The 19,903-nt window shown below is 32.8% G+C and carries 20 protein-coding genes; 3 read left to right on the forward strand and 17 right to left on the reverse strand.

Annotated elements, in window-relative coordinates:
* Positions 1–19 precede the first annotated feature (19 nt).
* A complete protein-coding gene (locus tag HM992_RS13525; protein WP_178985501.1) occupies positions 20–1,369 on the forward strand; it encodes a DEAD/DEAH box helicase in 1,350 nt (449 codons plus the stop codon).
* 6 nt (positions 1,370–1,375) lie between these two features.
* Here HM992_RS13525 and HM992_RS13530 read toward each other — a convergent pair whose 3' ends face one another.
* From HM992_RS13530 to HM992_RS13585, 12 genes are all read right to left on the reverse strand, one after another.
* Complete coding sequence (locus tag HM992_RS13530) at positions 1,376–1,846, reverse strand: hypothetical protein (RefSeq protein ID WP_229720498.1); 471 nt, start codon at positions 1,844–1,846, stop codon at positions 1,376–1,378.
* Positions 1,847–1,961: 115 nt separating this feature from the next.
* Positions 1,962–2,570 (reverse strand): hypothetical protein, encoded by a 609-nt coding sequence (locus tag HM992_RS13535; protein ID WP_179320053.1) that lies wholly within the window; start codon positions 2,568–2,570, stop codon positions 1,962–1,964.
* Between the two features lie 534 nt (positions 2,571–3,104).
* The gene (locus tag HM992_RS13540) at positions 3,105–4,799 is read right to left on the reverse strand and encodes a hypothetical protein (protein ID WP_179320054.1); all 1,695 of its coding nucleotides are present in this window, start codon (positions 4,797–4,799) and stop codon (positions 3,105–3,107) included.
* Positions 4,800–4,919: 120 nt separating this feature from the next.
* A complete protein-coding gene (locus tag HM992_RS13545) occupies positions 4,920–5,456 on the reverse strand; it encodes a hypothetical protein (protein ID WP_179320055.1) in 537 nt (178 codons plus the stop codon).
* A 93-nt stretch (positions 5,457–5,549) separates the two neighbouring features.
* Entirely contained in the window at positions 5,550–5,903 is a 354-nt protein-coding gene (locus HM992_RS13550) for a four helix bundle protein (protein WP_179320056.1), read from the reverse strand.
* A 75-nt stretch (positions 5,904–5,978) separates the two neighbouring features.
* Positions 5,979–7,214 (reverse strand): DUF6638 family protein, encoded by a 1,236-nt coding sequence (locus HM992_RS13555; protein WP_179320057.1) that lies wholly within the window; start codon positions 7,212–7,214, stop codon positions 5,979–5,981.
* A gap of 1 nt (position 7,215) precedes the next feature.
* On the reverse strand, positions 7,216–7,797 hold the full coding sequence (locus tag HM992_RS13560; RefSeq protein WP_179320058.1) for an NUDIX domain-containing protein: 582 nt from the start codon (positions 7,795–7,797) through the stop codon (positions 7,216–7,218).
* 83 nt (positions 7,798–7,880) lie between these two features.
* Positions 7,881–9,836 carry an AAA family ATPase gene (locus tag HM992_RS13565; RefSeq protein ID WP_179320059.1) on the reverse strand — a complete coding sequence of 652 codons (1,956 nt, stop codon included), beginning with the start codon at positions 9,834–9,836 and terminating at the stop codon, positions 7,881–7,883.
* A gap of 54 nt (positions 9,837–9,890) precedes the next feature.
* Positions 9,891–10,745: a sulfotransferase family 2 domain-containing protein gene (locus tag HM992_RS13570; protein WP_179320060.1), complete on the reverse strand. Its 855-nt coding sequence runs from the start codon at positions 10,743–10,745 to the stop codon at positions 9,891–9,893.
* Positions 10,746–10,778: 33 nt separating this feature from the next.
* Positions 10,779–11,825: a hypothetical protein gene (locus HM992_RS13575; RefSeq protein WP_178985510.1), complete on the reverse strand. Its 1,047-nt coding sequence runs from the start codon at positions 11,823–11,825 to the stop codon at positions 10,779–10,781.
* Positions 11,822–12,376 (reverse strand): hypothetical protein, encoded by a 555-nt coding sequence (locus tag HM992_RS13580; RefSeq protein ID WP_178985511.1) that lies wholly within the window; start codon positions 12,374–12,376, stop codon positions 11,822–11,824. Before HM992_RS13580 ends, HM992_RS13575 begins: the two co-directional genes overlap by 4 nt.
* Positions 12,377–12,532: 156 nt before the next feature.
* Positions 12,533–13,879: a coiled-coil domain-containing protein gene (locus tag HM992_RS13585; RefSeq protein ID WP_179320061.1), complete on the reverse strand. Its 1,347-nt coding sequence runs from the start codon at positions 13,877–13,879 to the stop codon at positions 12,533–12,535.
* A 315-nt stretch (positions 13,880–14,194) separates the two neighbouring features.
* On the opposite strand from HM992_RS13585, the gene HM992_RS13590 reads away from it, so the two are divergent.
* Entirely contained in the window at positions 14,195–14,422 is a 228-nt protein-coding gene (locus tag HM992_RS13590; protein WP_178985513.1) for a hypothetical protein, read from the forward strand.
* A 224-nt stretch (positions 14,423–14,646) separates the two neighbouring features.
* Here the strand turns inward: HM992_RS13590 and ettA are convergent, their stop codons facing one another.
* From ettA to HM992_RS13615, 5 genes are all read right to left on the reverse strand, one after another.
* Complete coding sequence (gene ettA, locus HM992_RS13595) at positions 14,647–16,338, reverse strand: energy-dependent translational throttle protein EttA (RefSeq protein WP_178985514.1); 1,692 nt, start codon at positions 16,336–16,338, stop codon at positions 14,647–14,649.
* Between the two features lie 77 nt (positions 16,339–16,415).
* Complete coding sequence (locus HM992_RS13600; protein WP_178985515.1) at positions 16,416–16,598, reverse strand: CAL67264 family membrane protein; 183 nt, start codon at positions 16,596–16,598, stop codon at positions 16,416–16,418.
* Positions 16,599–16,679: 81 nt separating this feature from the next.
* Positions 16,680–17,117, reverse strand: coding sequence for a MarR family winged helix-turn-helix transcriptional regulator (locus tag HM992_RS13605; protein WP_178985516.1), 438 nt, complete (start codon positions 17,115–17,117; stop codon positions 16,680–16,682).
* 56 nt (positions 17,118–17,173) lie between these two features.
* The gene (locus tag HM992_RS13610; RefSeq protein ID WP_178985517.1) at positions 17,174–17,455 is read right to left on the reverse strand and encodes a GNAT family N-acetyltransferase; all 282 of its coding nucleotides are present in this window, start codon (positions 17,453–17,455) and stop codon (positions 17,174–17,176) included.
* Positions 17,456–17,458: 3 nt separating this feature from the next.
* Positions 17,459–17,989, reverse strand: coding sequence for an NADPH-dependent FMN reductase (locus tag HM992_RS13615; protein ID WP_179320062.1), 531 nt, complete (start codon positions 17,987–17,989; stop codon positions 17,459–17,461).
* Between the two features lie 183 nt (positions 17,990–18,172).
* On the opposite strand from HM992_RS13615, the gene HM992_RS13620 reads away from it, so the two are divergent.
* Positions 18,173–19,801 (forward strand): acyl-CoA carboxylase subunit beta, encoded by a 1,629-nt coding sequence (locus tag HM992_RS13620; protein WP_179320063.1) that lies wholly within the window; start codon positions 18,173–18,175, stop codon positions 19,799–19,801.
* Positions 19,802–19,903: the final 102 nt, after the last annotated feature.

Genomic DNA, 19,903 nt, shown 5'->3' on the forward strand with positions numbered 1-19,903 from the left:
TGCACCTTAAAACAGACACGTGACTTTTAACGACCTTAATTTAAATACACCATTATATAACGCTTTAGATGATTTAGGATTTACAACTCCTACTCCAATCCAAGCAGAATCTTTCAATGTAGTGGCTGCTGGTAAAGATGTAGTTGGTATTGCACAAACCGGTACAGGTAAGACTTTTGCTTACATGCTACCTATACTTAAAAATCTTTCGTTTTCTCAGCAAGAAAATCCAAGAGTATTAATTTTAGTGCCCACACGAGAATTAGTAGTACAAGTGGTTAGTGAGATTGAAAAGCTTTCCAAATACATTAACAATCGTGTGTTAGGAGTTTATGGTGGAACCAACATCAATACACAAAAACAGGCCGTTGCACAAGGACAAGATATTATTGTTGCAACTCCAGGACGATTATATGATTTAGCAGTAAGTAGAGTTTTACAATTAAAATCGATTCAAAAATTAGTGATTGATGAGGTTGATGTAATGCTAGATTTAGGTTTTAGACATCAACTACTTAATATATTTGATATTTTACCTCCGCGTCGTCAAAACATCATGTACTCGGCAACGATGACTAAAGATGTTGATGATTTAATTACAGACTTCTTTAAAAGTCCTACAAAAATATCAATCGCAGTTTCTGGTACTCCATTAGAAAACATAAAACAAGAACGTTTTGATGTTCCTAATTTTTATACCAAAGTAAATCTATTAGAACATTTACTTCGCGATAAAGACGAGTTTTCAAGAGTCTTAATTTTTGTGGCTTACAAGAAGATGGCAGATCGCCTTTTTGAACAGTTAGAAGAATTATTTCCTAATGAAACCTGTGTTATACACTCAAATAAAACCCAAAACTACAGGTTGCGTAGTATTGAGCAATTTAGAGAAGGTGAAAATCGCTTATTAGTGGCTACAGACGTCATGGCGAGAGGTTTAGATATTGAAGGAGTATCTCATGTTATTAACTTTGACACTCCGGATTATCCTGAAAACTATATGCACAGAATCGGTAGAACTGGTCGTGCTGAAAAAGAAGGACACACTATTTTATTTTCTACTGAAAGCGAACAAGAAGGACTAGAACGTATTGAGGAATTAATGCAAATGAAAATTGAAACCCTTGAGATTCCTGAGGATGTTACAATTTCAACTGAATTAATTGAAGAAGAGCGTCCGCAAATACGCGAGCGAAACAATCCGACTAAACGTCGTGATGAAGATGCTCCTGGACCAGCATTTCATGAGAAATCTGAAAAGAACTCTAAAGAAAATTTAGGTGGTTCTTATAAATTTAAAATTGCCGCGAAATACAAGAAGCCAAAAACGAGAGGTGATAAAAATTATAATAGACGAAATAAGAAATAAACACTTCTACTCTAGTTTTAATAAGTCATCACAATGTCTATTACAATCTAAACAAAGAATTTCTAAGGTTTCTAAAAGTAACGCGTTCAATTCTTTATTATCTGATTTAATAGCATGGGCCAGTTTGAATTCTGAATATGCTCCAGAGATTCTTCCTTTGTTTAATCTCTGTTTACCAGATTTTAGTAAAAAGTTAAATGCCATATTATCTTTTTTAATCACCCAAGCTAATTCTTCTTTGTGTCGTAACCTAGAATCTTCTATCCAACGTGGAATTGATAAAGCAGTTATCAAAACCATTACGAAAAACAAAATGATTCCAAAATTATAGCTTCCTTTATTATTTGAGTATTGAAGTTTAAATTTTCTATGATAGGTTGGAACCGCAGTAAATGAGCCTTTTCGCTGCATAGAAAATGGTTGACGTGGACGCATCCCGTAAATCCATTTTTGCAAACCCAAACCCATGTAACCCATACTATTGTCTTTATAGTATAGGTCTGAAATCTGAAGGTTTTGTTACAATATTATGATGTAAAAACATAAAAAGACCTGTCAGGTTATTAAAACCTAACAGGTCTATAATTAGTTATTAATACAATTCCTTTTCTATCAATTTTCTCAGCTCTAAAATTGAAATACCGTCATCAATACGCAGTTCATCATTCCAATGTTTAAAATCAATGGATCCAACTTTAGTAATTGTATTAAACTCGCCTAAAATATGATCGAGATATAAAAAAGCTAATGTCTTAGACTTATTTGGATACGAATTCATGTTTTTAATATAAACCTCTAAATCAACTTTCTCTTCCTCCTCATTAAGTTGTGTTCGTATTGTTATATCTGAACTGGGATATTCTACACCGTCAAAATTTAACCCTATCTCGTCATTTGGATGCCTAAATTTTTTAACAATCCAATTGTCTAAATTTGGTTTGGAGTCATAAAGTTTTTGCGTTGGAAGAACCCCGTCCTTCATACCATCTGGTGTAATGATAAGAACTACTTTGTTTTCAGAAAGTGTCATCTCAGGAAACAATAATAGATTGTACTTTTTAAGTGCGTTGCTCAATCCATTATAAACGGTATAATCTTCAAAGTCGGAATGAATAAAAGATTCAAGTTTTGTTTTATTTTTTAAAACCCAATTCCAAAACCGTTCTTCTTTTGATGATTTATTAAAAAATGAAAATAGCATTTTTTTTATCGATGATTTAATGGTTAGAATATATCATAATATCCACGATTGTGCATAATATACACAATTACACTTATACCACAACCTAGAATAAATGCTATCAAGTTATAAAGACTTAGCTTTTCCCTTTTAATAGCATACACTTTTAAAAATGTATCTGCTCTATTCAGAATATAAATTGAAATCATTGGTATACTAAAAGCACCTATGATTATTAGTGAATCTTCAATGTTTAAAGAACTATTTAGTGTTAAATAATAAGCAAGAATATAAAATAGAAATGCTGCTAAAAAATAAAAATATAATAAGATCGTAAACCAGCTGATTTTATGTTTAAAAAACACTGCAAACATCGGAAACAAAGCAATGCAAAAACTTGTAAAAACGCTCTTATATGTTAGAATCCAAAAAGTTGTAGCTAAATCTTCAAAGTTGTAGATAATTAGAAATACTTTAAGACTATTAACTAAGAACGTTAAAAATATAATGGTAACAAAAATGAATACTATATATACCGGTTTAAACCATTTCATTCTAAATGCCAACAGCCTTCAACGAATCCAGCTGACGCTGCAAAGCATTAATCTTATCCGTATTATCTTCAACCTTTGGAATACGCATTAACGAATCTATTTCTTGTTCCACAATATCTTCATCTTTTGGCTTTTCATTATAAAAATACCCAATACCTTCACTAGATCTCCAAGCTTCATTTAATTGATTATAAACTTCTTGATCCCAAGTACTTGGATGTTTTACATCTATCCAAATGACATCTCTGTATTCACTATCAATCAAGACCAAATCTGGTGTTGCAGAACCATCAAATTGCTGTGCATCTGTTGAACTGATAGAAGATATCGTTCCTAAGAAAAACATACGTTTTCTTCCTGCAATATCTTTAATATAAGGTCTAAATTCTACTGGTGTACTTGCTGTCCAATCGTATTCTTTTTTAGATTCTTTTACTTTTAATGGCATCGCAGAAACACCTGCATAACCTTGCTTTCGAGTAGCATGATCATAATAATATAATTTGTCAGTTCCATCAGCAGGCACAAACACACTATAACTTAAACTGGTGCGCTCATCTCCTACTGGCTCTAGTCCAAACCAATGATATAAGCCATTGTAAGCATCACTATTAGAACCCGAAAAATTAAAATCAGTAACATAAGGTTGTTGATTCTGATCTTTTGGCATCACAGGAATTTTAACAGCCGTTTTCATGTTCCAAGGTAATGGATCACTAAAGCCACCTAAGAATTTTAAAGATTCGGCCTCAAGTTGAGACACCTTTTCAGATAAGGTATTTTGCTTCATTAAAAACGGATAATTCTTTATGTCATCAGGACTTACATACGTTCCTTTTCCAATTAAGATACGCTCCATATAATCATTAAAATCGTGTTCTCCATTTTCTATAATCATCACACCACCAAAACTTGGATACGGAAAAAAGAAACCTTTCCATTTAATTAGACTTACGACCTGAACCCATTCGTTTTTATCATTCTTCATGTAAAACGTATCACTAGGTTCATGATTGAACAACATCCAAGGATTAAAACGCTGCACAACGGCATTGTACGTGTTCCTACTAAATTTTAATGATTCACCAATTGAAAAGGTCACATCAATACGATTCTCGTTAGAAAATCGAGGAAATGGTGTGGTACTACTTACCGAAAACACTTCTTCCGTATTATCACTAATACGTTGCATAACGTACTTTTCACTAGGTTGAATGGCCATGGTCCATTTATTCTGACCATCAACTCTTACTAAATGCGGTAAGGATACATCTTTAGTTTCTCCTACACTTTCATTGGCCATTGAAAAGATGTTTCTTAAAGGTTGAATACGCTCGTTTTGTGTTAATGGCAATTCGTCTATTTCAACCTTGTTAAGGCTATTGAATACATTATATGTTTTCATGTAGTCGTACATTTTATAATGCCAACCCACAACATACAATGCCCCAAAGAAGATAATGAGTAAGGCTAAAACTCCAAGTCGACTTCCTACTTTAGCGGAATTTCTGAATTTTCGTAAACCGAAAAATAATACTAATGCACTAACTAATAAAACGAAAATATACTTTCGTAGAAATAGCAAAACAGGTTGATAATCGTCCCTAAAAAAGAACAACAACACTAATAATAGTAATATAACGAAGACTGTGATTCGTTTTTGTTTACCTCCTTTGTTCCAATATGATTTTATCATGGTAATTATTTATCATTGCGAAGTTGACTTTTTTGTCAGCTGTGGCAATCTATTCTTTATTATTATAAATATTTAAATGTTAATGAGATACTTCGACTGCGCTCAGTATGACATTTAGGATTACATCAATCCTTTATCTTTCAAACGATCTCTTGCACTTTGCTTCTCAACTTCAGGCTCTCTTTCAATTTCTTTTTTAGCTTCCTCAACCACTTTTGGTTCTTTAGTTCTTAAGTCTTCAATAAAATCTTTTCCTTTATCCACGACATCATCAAATTTGTCTTCTAAAGATTCGCTTTGTTCTTCGATAACTTCAGTGGACTTAATGACAAAACCAGCCACATAGGTTCCTATGAGCGTTCCAACTGCAAAAGATGCAAAAGCCGAAACGCCATTATAACTGCTAAAAACAGCAATCGGTGTTAAAAACTCTACAATTAAAGCGGAAACTAAAACCAAGCTTACCACAAAAATAATACGTGGCAAAAGTGATTGTTTGTAAACAAATCCTTTTGGATTATCTGGACTCATTTGTAGCTCTTTGCTATTCACAATTTTATTTAAAAAGCGATAGACATTATTACTATTCGATTCTCTCCAGTACAGAAAGATTCCGAATAAAATAGCAGCTATAAAAATGACGAGTTCAATTCCCATGGTTGTAAAAGTTAGAAGTTGGAAGCAACTAAGCACGAAGCACGAAGCTTGAAGCATGAAGTTTACTTACTACTTTAATTAAAATTTTAGTTTTTATTTAATCTTATTTCTAAATGCAATTGTCATGTTCATTATGTCGAAACAGTCTTTATAATATTTTTCAAAAGTTGTTTCATCTATATATTTTCTTCTTTTGGCTTTATGTAAACAAGTTACAACTTCTGCAACTGAACGAATAGAATATCCGAGAAATTTTCTATACTCAGGTCCAGATTGTAAAATTGATCCTTCAGAAATATTTAAAGCCACAGAATCTGATGCTCTTCGCACTTGTGAAGATAAATTATAAATTTCTTTCTGAGGAAAAGTATCAGCTAATTCATTCATGCTTTCGCCTAAATCCATTCCTTTTTGCCAAATTAAGAGTCCTTCAAATTTAAATTTCATAACTACAAATTTTAGAATAAATTTAATATTTTCCTGTAACAAACTTCGTGCTTCAAGCTTCCAACTTACAACCCTCTATATATTGTTACGAATCCGCTCAATTACCCAATCTTTAAAGGAATCTTCCCAAGTCAAATAATTAATATAAAACTGCTCTTTATCGTACCAATACAAGAATAATACATCTTTTGGTTCAATATTAATGAGTAACTTATGAATTAAATCGCGATGTCTAGCCGATAACGACGAATGAGGTTGATGCAACGCGAAATAAAAATCTTGATCTACAATATCTTCAATTTTATAGGCATTACTGCGTTCTAATTTTTCGAGATATATTTCAACACTCATTACCTGCTTTCTGGCCTTGATGTCTATTTTGTTTAAGTAACTCTTGAATAACACTTTATCATTCAAAATGGCTGCAATTGGATGTTCAGTTTCTTTTAAAAACTGTGCTAATTCATACTTTTTAACGCGATCGTAGTTTGGTGTTTTTATTATCTGCTCTAAATCGCACTCAATAATGATATGATCTTTTAACTTATCGATGAGTTCTGGTTGCTCAATATGATAAATCAAAACATCGTGAATCGTATCTTTTATAGCTTCCTTATAATGTTCTCTACTTTCAAAAATGACAATTGGTTTTATGAAATCGCGAAGCAAATACACACCATCAAACGCTCTTGTATAAAATGAATCTGTTGCAAATTGTAAGGGATGCAAGCTTAGATCCCGATCTCTTAAATCCCCATAAGTTTTTGCTGAATCTAGTAATTGTTGATGAATACCTTCATCTATAAAATTATTGCCTGTATTAAATTTATCAACCAGTCTTAATTGCTCTTTTTGAACCTGTTCTAAGTTATCAATAAGCTTGAATGTGATATTAACTTTATCATATTTTAAAACATCTAAAGGCTCATAAAAGACATCTATATCTTGATCAAAATCGATACAAATAGCAGAATCTCTGGTAATATCATTAATTTTTTGACCATGGGTTCTAAATACATATTGCATCATTTCTCTATCAAAAGAATGAAACGGTAAATACACAGGCTTTCCTTTTTGTAACGGAGTAATAATAATGCCATTTGGATTTGCATCTCCATGATTAAGGTAATGCATATTGTTCTTTTCTTCTGCAATATCTGGACTCCACCCAATGCCATCAATAAAAAACGACGTCAACTTGGTTTCTGAAAAACCTAAGGTTTTTAAGCACTTGTTATAACGCTCAACGAGTTTTCCGCTTATGGGAATAAGATCACTTCTATATAGGTTGGCTTGCTTTAATTTTTGCATCTTAATCTAACAAATTATTTATATGTGCATACTGCAACAACATAATTGTTTTTGCATCAATAATGGTTTCGTTATTCATCATTTCTATAGCTTTAGAAAATGACAACTCTAAAACTTCTATTTCTTCATCTTCACTTTCTAAGCCACCACCATCATTAATTTTTTGTGCATCGTTATATTCTGCTACAAACAAAAACATTTTCTCTGTCAACGCTCCTGGTGATGTATAAGCTGTGAGTACTTGTTTTGCATTACTTATTTTGTAACCTACTTCTTCTTCCGTTTCTCTAATTATTGTTTCTAAAGGCTCATCGTTATTATCAATGGCTCCAGCACAAGCTTCAATAGACATACCTTCTTCTGGATTATTCTCATAAGATGGCATTCGGAATTGTTTGGTTAAAATTACCGTTTGTTTTTCAGGATTATATAACAATATGGCTGCACCATTCCCACGATTATAACATTCGCGTGATAAACGTTTCCATTTTCCATTACTGAATTGATAATCGTAATCTATGCGATCTAATTTTGCCCAATCGTGAGAAAGAGTTGTTTTTGTTATGTTTTTTAGGTTGTTCATGAGATTCCTCGTCGCTATTGCCTCGCTCTGTCGAAATGACAAACACGACACACGTTTTACTTTACACTGTTTAACTTTTAAATTTATTTCCCAAATTGCTCTCGCGCCTCTGTTTCAATATTCATCTGATTCACTCTAGAATCTACTTTTCGTTTAAAGTCTGTATCAGCTATCGTTGCTACATTATCCAAATAACGAATCACTTCTTGTCGTCTTATATCTGAAAAGTTTAAACCTTTCATATTCGATTTCATTAACTCTTGAAGCATATTAAACTTCGTGTCATAATCCTTTTTAAAATACGTTTCAGGATTGTCAAACCAATCTTTTTCTAAATCAAAATCGGTTAATCGTAATGAAATGGCAGATTGAATATTTCGTACATCTCTTGAAGAGAAAAACGGAAATATTTTCTGAATCTCTTTATACAATGCAGCATAGAACATGTGATCGTTATTCTGATGTAGTTTTTCAACCTTCTCAAATGTATCGTGAACACGTGCTTCACTTGGTTTTTCTATAGTATTTAGAATATCACCCATTGTCTTTGCTAAACCTTGATCTGATAAATATTTATAGACTTCAGGATCATTCATGTTTACAAAATCTGGCATGGTGTCTTGCAACTTTTTCCACCAAATATAATCTTGATCCACAAAATCGTGCTCGGAGCGTGCTCCATCAATTTTAAATCGACCTTGAACTCTAGAGATTACGGCCTTATCTAACATTTCAGGTAAATTGGTAAATAAACCAATAGAACTGTTACCGTAATTTACAGCATAAGCTCCTTCTGTATATCTTAAAAATACACCAATCACTTCTTTTACACCTGCAGAAACACCTTGTGCGGTACGTTCTTGTAAATTATTTTCGGCATCATCAATTGGTGCAAAAATCAATTTAGTAGGGTCTTGTAAAGGCTTCATCCACTCTACCATTTTTTCGGCAGAACCACCTTGAAAAGTAGATATTAACGTATCTGGCATGGGATGGAATAAAAACGGAATATCGAGATTATCGGAATGTTCTTTTAGTCTAGTTGCAATAGCAGCAATAAGCATACTTTTACCTGTTCCTGGAATTCCGTAGCCCATAAATACTGGCATAAATCCACCTAATTCTTGAAACGGATTCTTCTTGGCTTCAATATCATAACTCAACAAACGCTCTGTTAAACGACGACCAAAATGCTTAGCATCTTTATTTCCTACAATTTGTTCGAACTGTATTTTATTGAATTCAATACTTTTTGCACTTCCTGAAAAAGCATTCTCCCAACCTGAAACAGCAAAGTCCGAGTTTTCTAATTTATAGGTTCTATCTACAATAGATTCTGTATATTCTAAATTGCTTTTACGTAATTGAATTTCATCTATTAAAGCTTCAAAATAAACCACTGTAAAATCGATAACATCTTTGTCTGATTTAATGATTTCAGGATGCCCTAAATATTTGTCGTAATAAAACAACTGACAAGAAATTCCTTTTAAAGGTGTTAATAACGACACTTCCGGAATACCTGCAAACTTTTGCTTCATCACAGATAAATCATCAGAAGCATGTGGTTTTAAATCGTGCAAAATTTTATAAGCCGTCGCAAATAACATAAACGCTGTTGATGTGTGCATTTTACTTTCGTACTCGCGTCTTCCTGAATTATCTAGGGCTGATTTATTCTCGCTTAAACTCGATAAACCTGAAGCATCATAATACGAATCTTTAATCCAGATGCCCAACGTCATTCCTTCTTGAACAGCGTACAACGTCTGATTTAAATAAATAGGCAGAGCTACTGATTCTGGTAATAAACGCTTTTTTAAAGCCAATATCGTTTTAGAAACGGATGTAACATTAACGTTACTTCCATTATTGGCTCTAGATAAATACAATAAAATGGATTCATCTTTAGCATCACTATCTTTGTTTTTAGCACGTTGACTTTGCTCCCATTGGATTGATTTAAGATACGTTGTTGCTTCGTCGCGAAGCATATCTAATTCATTTTGTTTTATTGGGAATGTTGAATTGTGTTCCATAATATTATTTATAATTCAAAATTATACTTGAATCGTATTAAAAATTAAAAGCCATTAGTTAAAGTTAAAAAACTCAAAGTCCTCTTTATAGATTGAATGTACTTTCTGTTTTATAGTGTCGGTATAAAACATCTTTTTATTTGGGAAAATACCATTGGCTTCATAATTTGCAATTAAATCATTATTAGTTATATCATAGACTTCCTTTAAGGCTTCAGAGTTTTTATCTTTAGCATAACTATTAGACTGTCTAGGTTTCGAAAAATTTATACTAGTTTCAACCCCTAACTTTTTACTAAGTTCTGGTAATTTGGCGGACAAATCTTTTAAATGAATAACCTCATTAAGTTCAACATCTTTTAAAATATAAGTTTGATGTCTCCAATGTGGATTTGCCTCGCTTAAATCTTTTTTCAGTAAATAATCAACAAATTGAGAAAATGTTATTTGATAATTCCCATCAGAATCCTTGGAGTTGAGTTCTTTTAAAACATCTTGTACCCAACCTCTGTGAAGATCTTCTTTGCAAAACTCATCAACAAAGCTACTAACCAAACGATCGTAAGGGTTTCTTATCACTGCTATTTTATAAAATGAAGAATCTCTAAGGTGATTACTAATTTTATCTTGTGTACATTTCCTATAAATCTTAATAAATTTCCTTAAGAGTGAATTAGTTGATTTTATTCTATCTAAATCATGATTTAAGAAGCGAGACTTATACCATTTAAAACCAAATTTAAAGCCATAGTTTTTAAGCATTTGGTTTGTATTAGAAAAGGTATTCTCTAAATCTAAAGAATCAACAAACCAAGTTTTTAAAGTAGTACCACCACATTTTGCATTAGTATAGAGAATAAATTTTTTATTCACATTAATTAATGGAATTGGTTTTCTTAAAGCGCTCACAGGTAGTTATTTATTTTTTATGAAAAGTTACTTTTATGCATTGATTTTTAATTCCGAAATTTGAATAGGACTTTGGGCCAACTTATTCATAATTTCAGGTGTTTTATTGTATAGCATTTGTATAATTCTATGTGGTGCAAAAATATATCGCTGTCTGAACATCGCATCCCATCGTTGGTAGGTTTGTTTATTAAAAAAACCACCTTCTTTAAATTCACTTCCGGATTGTAATTCATCTATTTTAAATGAAATAGCATAGGATTCTAACGGAATTTCTTTATTTGCTATACTCTGTAAAATCGCATGCGTCACTTTATTTTCGTCTTTAGCAAACACATTATGAATTGGACCTAAATCCACACGTTTAATAAGCTTTGGTAATAGTTTTGGCAATCGTTTATCAATGCCATAAGCCATGGTGTCTAATGACATTTCTCTATCTGCAATAGTTTTTAAAGCGCTATAAATTTCACTTCGATCTTTTAACGGATCTTTTCCGTCGTAATCAAAATACATGTAGCATATAAATGGCCTATTATGAGATACATCATAAAAGCTCCAACTTACCAGATACTCCGCCACAGAACCTTCTGGTGCTGCTATAATTTTACCTTGAACAAAACGATTAAAGATATATTCTTTCTTTGCTGAAGTGTAATATACTATTGATGCTGCTTGAAAAAGCTTACGCTTAGTAATAGGTTCTTTCTTTCGCATTAATGTATCTAGAAATTCTTCTTTTAGAGTATCTACATCTGTGAGTTTACCTAAATAATCTTCACGTAAGGCAAGATCATTAAATAAATAGCGGAATTCTAAATAATTAGGAAAACTAGAATCGGTTAAATCCACCTTCATGTTTTCTTCATCGTCATACATATATTTTACACGCATGGCTTCAATAGAATACAATAATAAATCACTGTATTGTTTAAATAGAAGCACTTCTTGTTGGCTCAGAATTTGTTTTTGTTGAACAGCAACAATAAGTTCTTTTAGAGCGAAGTCTATCATTTTGTGATAGAACACATACTGTTCTTTGGAATCTAATATTGCTGAGTCTAAAGGTGTAACTATCATTTAAGGGAACTAGATTTACTTATTATATAATGAAATTCTCTTTCTAACTCTATTTTCATCATTCTAACACTTTTTTGCAACACTAAAAATGGGACGACAAATACAAAGAAAGCATGCATTATTATTAACATCATAATAAAAATTCCGAAACCCAAATTGTTCAAAAAACCTTTCCATATTAAAAAAGTAAATAAAGACAAATAGAATATCACCATAAAAGCCATAAGGACATATAAATCATTTCTCCAAGCATTGATTTTGGTGTTAATTACTAAGAAATCTCCTTCTTCTTTTAGTTCTCCAGATGCGATTGTTCTAAAGTTTCTTTGAAAAGCACGTTTTCTTAATCTAATTCTAAAACTATGATAATCTACAGAGCCTATATATCGATTTTTACTCGAAGTAAAAGCTTCAAAAGCGCCTGAAAAAACACCGTCTATATCCCCTTCATCTATATTATGACGTAAAGCTGAAATAAATTCAGACCTAGAAACATTCAAGGTAGTCGAGAAAGTATCAATTAATTTTATTCTTCTTAAAAAGTCTTCCATTGAAACACTTAGCTATAACTAAATGAAAATAAGTAAAAATTGTTTTTTTTGTATTAAGGGTTGAAACGGCATCCTTTTTTTTCTAAAAAAAAATATAGTAGAAAGCCTGACCTACTTTTGTCAATAAAAGCAAAAGTAGGACACGCCATCATTTAATTATCCTAACAAATCATCATCTCCAGCATCTGGCTTTGGTTCACCTGCTGGCTCTCCTCCTCCATCACCAGTTGGTGCATTTGCATCTGCTGCGTAGTAATCTTCAAAAATTTCTTTCATATCGATACCATAGCGCTCAGCAAAATTCTTTTGAATAGACTTATCCTTTTCCCGAATCTCACTTAAAGCTTCAGCATAACTTCCGTAAACGCCCTGCATAACTTTTTCGTGCACTGGAATATTATCCATCATTTCTTGACGTGCACGAGCACTTGCCGTATGCATTGCCGCTAAAGTTTCTCCAATATGCTCATCGGTTTTAACACCTAAATGTTCTAAGATCGCCGCAAATTCTTGATCTGTACGTGCTTTTAAAGCCACAACATAACCATCGTAATATTTAAGACGCTCATCAGTATCAGATTTTAATTTGGCACGATGGGTTTGTAAATTACTACGTAAAGAGGTTAATACTTTAATCGTAAGGTTATGCTTGTGCACAAAACTATCTTTAGAAGCCGCTAACGTTGTGTACGCATTTTTAAGACCTTCTAATTCTTCAACTTTTTGTTCTAAAGTGGTTACTTTACTTAAAGCATCAGAATAATCTGTTGATTGCTTATCTGCTACTTCTTCTAAAGCTTGACGTGCTTGTTTTAATAAAGCATATTCCGTCTCTAGCTTATCTTCTACTTCTTTTTTCTTTTGAAGTGCTTTTGTATGATTGTTAGAAGCTTCTACAATAGCTGTTTTAAGACTTTCTTCAACTTCCTTAATCTCAATTTCTCTATCCTTTAAACGTTTGATTGCCGCCTGACTCTTAAATGATAGTTCGTTTAATAAAGTTTGAACATCTGCAGTTTCTATGCGTTGCTGAAACATCGCTTTTGCTTCATTATCTGCAGCATCACGTGTTTTTTGAGCATTCTTAAGTTCTGCTTCGGCATCTTTAATTTTGCTTTTACGTCCCCAAAGATTATTCCACCACGTATCTGGTTTATTATTGGCATCTTCGAGTTCAACTTTAGCACGTTCTAAACGTTTAATCGCATCATCAATGATTTTTTGTTCAGCACCATTTAAGGCAGAAAAACCTTCGAACATAATACCAACTTCATCTTGGTAATCCGTTAAGTCTTTAATGGCATCTAATAGTGTAGATCTGTCTTTTTCAGCCATATCCACAACATTATCTAACGTTGCGTTTAGTATTTTCTGACGACTTTCTGGGTCATCTTCTTGAGCAAGCTTTGACTTCATTTGGTCAATCGCTTTTCCCCAATTTACATCGACTTTTTCAGCTTTTTCTTGTGAGTTGGTTTCTAATAAATCAAAATCCTCAGGCATATGGTGTAGTGTTATTAAAGTTGAACAATATTCTGTTAAGCAATTTCGGTAATTTTTTAGGACTACAAAAACTTTAGTTACTAAAATATATGTAGCATTTTGTTTATAATTGTTACAAGTATTTATAAAAAAGTGATTTTTTTTAAAGATTTAACAATCGCTTGTTTTCCTTAAAAACACTGTGGTTTAACGGATTTTTAACACAGTTAATCGATAGCATTGTTCATTAAAAGTTTGTAAATTATTTAATATTAAGCATTTAACATTGCCTTTTTTTATATATTAGCATTATAGAACCCAAATCTAGAACGAAAAATGATGTTTATTAACCTGTTTTCAAAGGCTATAATTGTGACGACTGCACAACTTACATTGATCTTGATAGCTGTAGCAACTATTTTTCTCGTTTTTATTTTAATTGCAATCATTAAGATGTATAAATTAAAGGCTGAAAACAAAAAGTTAATGCAAACAAATGCCTATAAAGATTATGAAGATGCTGGTGAAGATATACACAGTGGTCATCTTTATGGTGATAATTAATTCTTGAATTTAAATTTTACAATATTGACTAACTCAACCGAACAAGTAATTAGTATACTATCCATTGGTTTTATAACAATGACCATTTTATGGGTTTTGTTATATTTGAAATCAAGAAAACTAAAAGCGAAAATAAAACGATTAGAAGATAAATAGTCGAAGCTATATTACAAAAAAAGAGCCAGCAATTTGCTGGCTCTTTTTTTGTTTAAATGTATTTAAAATTATCTTACTAATTTTCTATACTTAATTCGTTTTGGCATTAAATCTCCACCTAGACGTTTCTTCTTATTTTCTTCGTATTCACTAAAGCCACCTTCAAAGAAATAGACTTGTGAGTCTCCTTCAAAAGCTAAAATATGTGTACAGATTCTATCCAAGAACCATCTATCGTGACTAATCACTACAGCACAACCTGCGAAGTTTTCCAAACCTTCTTCTAATGCTCTTAAGGTGTTAACATCTAAATCATTAGTTGGCTCATCTAAAAGTAATACATTACCTTCTTCTTTTAATGTCATAGCCAAGTGTAGACGGTTACGTTCACCTCCAGAAAGTAGTTTCACCTTCTTATTTTGCTCACCACCTGAGAAATTAAATCGACTTAAATAGGCTCTAGAATTAACTTCCTTTCCTCCCATCATAACCAACTCTTGCTCGTCGCTAAAATTTTGCCAAATTGTTTTTTCTGGATCAATGTTAGAGTGCTTTTGATCAACGTACGCAATCTTTGCAGTTTCACCAACTTTAAACTCTCCTTTATCAGGTGCTTCCTCACCCATTATCATTCTGAATATTGTAGTTTTACCTGCACCATTTGGTCCAATAACACCAACAATACCTGCTTGAGGTAAGTTGAAATTTAAATCATCATATAATAATTTATCTTCATAACCTTTGGCAACACCTACAGCTTCAATAACATTAGTTCCTAATCGAGGACCATTAGGAATATAGATTTCAAGCTTTTCATCGAGTTGCTTTTGATCTTGACTCATTAATTTATCATAATTCTTCAAACGTGCTTTTTGCTTTGTTTGACGACCTTTTGCTCCTTGACGTACCCAATCTAGCTCACGTTCTAAAGTTTTTTGACGCTTAGAAGCTGTTTTGCTTTCTTGAGCCATACGCGTAGATTTTTGATCTAACCATGACGAGTAGTTTCCTTTCCATGGAATACCTTCTCCTCTATCAAGTTCTAAAATCCAACCAGCCACATTATCCAAGAAATATCTATCGTGTGTAACAGCAATAACAGTTCCTTTATATTGTGCTAAATGATGCTCTAACCAATGTACAGATTCTGCATCCAAGTGGTTAGTGGGCTCATCTAATAATAATACATCTGGTTCTTGTAATAATAAACGACATAACGCTACACGACGACGTTCACCACCAGAAAGGACACCAATTTTCTTATCGCCATCTGGAGTTCTTAAAGCATCCATAGCAATCTCGAGCTTTGTATCTAATTCCCATGCTCCTGCAGCATCAATTTGATCTTGCAATTCTGCTTGACGGTTCATTAGCTTTTCCATTTTATCGGCATCGCTATAAACTTCCTCTAAACCAAATTGGTCATTGATACTATTATATTCATCGAGAATGGCAACAGTTTCTGCAGCTCCTTCTCTCACTATTTCCATTACGGTTTTATCGTCATCTAATTGTGGCTCTTGTTCTAAATAACCAACCGTATAACCTGGCTGAAAAACCACATCTCCTTGATAGTTTTTATCAACTCCTGCTATGATTTTTAAAAGTGTAGATTTACCAGAACCATTGAGACCGAGAATCCCGATTTTAGCTCCATAAAAAAAACTTAAATATATATTTTTTAAAACTGGAGTATTTGCTCCAGGAAAGGTCTTTGTGAGACCAGACATTGCGAAAATTACTTTTTTATCGTCACTCATTGTTGTTTGTTATTAGTTGTATGTTGTGACGTTATTATCGCAATTCTATAATTGTGAAATTGCGACTTATAACGTTTTTAAACTCTACCTTTTAAAGCGTTAAATACCCATGCGATACAGAAAAATCCACCACCTACGGCTGCAAATCCCCAACCGGCAACATCGTCATATCTAAATGCACCGAGGGCAATTAACCCTAGTCCCACAAATATCATAATCCAAGTAGCCCAAGCTAGGACTGTATTTTTATTCATTGCCATAATCAATCTTAGTTTTAATAATTAGTTAGTTTACAAATATCGTTAAATAAACCAAAGAATTATCTAAAAACAGTGATGCTTTTAGCGCATTTTATCAAGTAAGCGACTCAATTGCTCTGCTTCGTCTTCATTTAATTTACCCAACACCTTTTCCATAAAGTTATTTGGAATAGATGCTAATAATTGTTTTCCTTCATTTGTAATGCTAATTTTTACAACGCGTCTATCATTTTCCGAAGTCAACCGATTAATATACTTTTTTGCAAAAAGCTTATCCATTAACCGTGTGGCATTTGGAGAGCGCTCTACCATTCTATCTTTAATCGTCTGCACTTTTAAAGGGTGTTCTGCGCCAGTTAAAATTCTAAGAATATTGTATTGTTGAGGAGAAATACCGAAAGGCTTAAAAAATTCGTTTTGGGCACTTGAAATCCAATTAGCTGTGTACAATACATTTTGCATTGCCTTAATTTGATTATTCTCAAATTTTGAATTGATGTCTTTTTCTAGATTTCCCATTAATTAGTTCTCCATTTTAATAAGCCCTTTATTAGGATATTAATCTATACATATAGTTACGCTTTTACAGCATCATAGTTTTCATGTTGCTCTAACATCTTTTTAGCATAAGAACAACTCGCTGAAGCTTTTAGTTTGTTTTTAATTATAAAATCAATAGCAGCTTCAATTAGTTTTAGACCAAGATTTTGTCCTCTATAAGCTCCATCAACTTCTGTATGATTAAGGTCAATGATATTGTCTTTAGTATATACATAAGTCATTTCACCTATTTCCTTGCCTTCATCTAAAAGGTAAAATCTATTTACTGTTTTAGATTCTTCATGTTTTAATTCCATAAATCAAAGACTATTTTGAAATTGTTTTACTTCTGTTAAAAGCTGATTGTTAAGGTCTTCATTAGTAATCTTTCCGTCCGAAAAATTATCATTAAATAATGGAAAAGAAAATTTCCCTACAATGTTTGCAAAATGTCTAGGAAAACGATCCGAAGCCATTTCTAGAACAGATGCACCACCTCTTCCTCCAGGAGACGAAGCCATTAACAACATTGGTTTATCCAAAAATGTTTTAGGCTCTACTCTAGATGCCCAATCAAACACATTTTTAAACGCTGCAGAATACGCTCCATTATGTTCTGCTAGAGAAATTATAATACCATCTGCATTTTTAATATGAGCTATAAAGTCTACAGCTTCCTTTGGAAAACCTGTATTACTATCTCTATCAAAACTGTAAATTGGCATTTCAAAATCATTTAAATCTAAAATAGTGACTTTTACATCATCTACTAATTGTGATGCGTAGGTTACCAACTGTTTGTTTATTGAAGTACTACTATTACTTCCTGCAAATGCTATTATATGTTTCATTCAAGTCGTTTTTGTGAAGTGTAAACTTACATTAAACCCAAATGTTTTCCAAGGTAAATAATTCCATGTATTCTATTTTAACAAAACATTCACTTTCCAAACATGGATTCGTTTTGTAAATTCGTGCAGAACAATTATCATATTTTAACTAATCAAAGACACCCACTTTAATGGGCAACATATATGGACATTAAATTCAATAAAAACGAAGACCATAACAAACTTCTTCTTTCCGATTTAAAAAAGCGTTTAGTTAAAGTTAAACTCGGCGGAGGAGAAAAAAGTATTGAAAAACATAAAGCTAAAGGTAAAATGACTGCACGTGAGCGTGTAAACTATTTATTAGATCCTAAAGCTAAATCAATAGAGATTGGTGCCTTTGCTGGTGAAGGCATGTATGAGCAATATGGAGGCTGCCCATCTGGAGGAGTTGTGGTAAAAATGGGTTATGTTAAAGGAAAGCAATGTATTGTTGTTGCCAATGATGCTACTGTGAAAGCCGGAGCTTGGTTTCCTATTACAGGGAAAAAGAATTTACGAGCTCAGGAAATTGCGATTGAAAATCGTTTACCAATTATTTATTTGGTGGATAGCGCAGGTGTTTTTCTACCTATGCAAGATGAAATTTTCCCAGACAAAGAACACTTTGGCCGCATTTTTAGAAACAACGCTGTAATGAGTAGTATGGGTATTACCCAAATTGCTGCAGTTATGGGTAGTTGTGTGGCTGGTGGTGCTTATTTACCAATTATGAGTGATGAAGCCTTAATCGTTGATAAAACAGCGAGTATTTTCTTAGCAGGAAGCTATTTGGTAAAAGCTGCCATAGGCGAAACTATAGATAATGAAACCCTAGGTGGTGCCACAACACATTGCGAAATTTCTGGAGTTACAGATTATAAAGCAAAAGATGATAAAGACGCTTTAGATAAAATTAAAAACATCGTAGATAAAATTGGTGATTTTGACAAAGCTGGCTACAATAGAGCTGAATCTAAAAAACCAAAAGAGAATCCGGATGACATCTACGGAATTCTTCCAAAAAGTCGCGCTGACCAATATGATATGAAAGACATCATAAAGCGTTTAGTTGACGATTCGGAATTTGAAGAATATAAAGAAGATTATGGTAAAACAATTATAACGGCTTATGCTAGAATTGAAGGTTGGGCTGTTGGTATTGTTGCTAACCAAAGAAAATTAGTAAAAAACGCAAAAGGCGAAATGCAATTTGGTGGTGTTATTTATAACGACTCAGCTGATAAAGCAACACGTTTTATTGCCAATTGTAATCAGAAGAAAATTCCATTGGTATTTCTTCAAGATGTTACTGGCTTTATGGTCGGGAGTAAATCGGAACACTCCGGAATCATTAAGGATGGTGCGAAAATGGTAAATGCCGTTAGTAATTCTGTAGTCCCAAAATTCACTATAATTTTAGGTAATAGTTATGGAGCCGGAAACTATGCCATGTGTGGAAAAGCGTATGACCCAAGATTGATTGCAGCTTGGCCAAGTGCCGTACTGGCTGTAATGAGTGGTAATTCTGCTGCAAAAGTTTTATTACAAATTGAAACGGCTTCACTTAAGAAAAGAGGTGAAAAAATTACAAAGGAAAAAGAAGAGGAATTATTTAATAAAATAAAAAACAGATACGACGACCAAGTGTCACCTTATTATGCTGCTTCTCGTATATGGACGGATGGAGTTATTGATCCTTTAGATACAAGAACTTGGATTTCTATGGGAATTGAAGCTGCTAACCACGCTCCTATTGAGAAACCTTTTAATATGGGTGTTTTACAGGTTTAGCAAACTACACATATTAAATTAAACCGATCCATAACACAAAAACAGCATTAATATTGACGATAATGCTGTTTTTTTTACATTGATTTAATACCGAAAGCATAA

The organism is Winogradskyella helgolandensis, from assembly GCF_013404085.1.
GTDB classification, from domain to species: domain Bacteria; phylum Bacteroidota; class Bacteroidia; order Flavobacteriales; family Flavobacteriaceae; genus Winogradskyella; species Winogradskyella helgolandensis.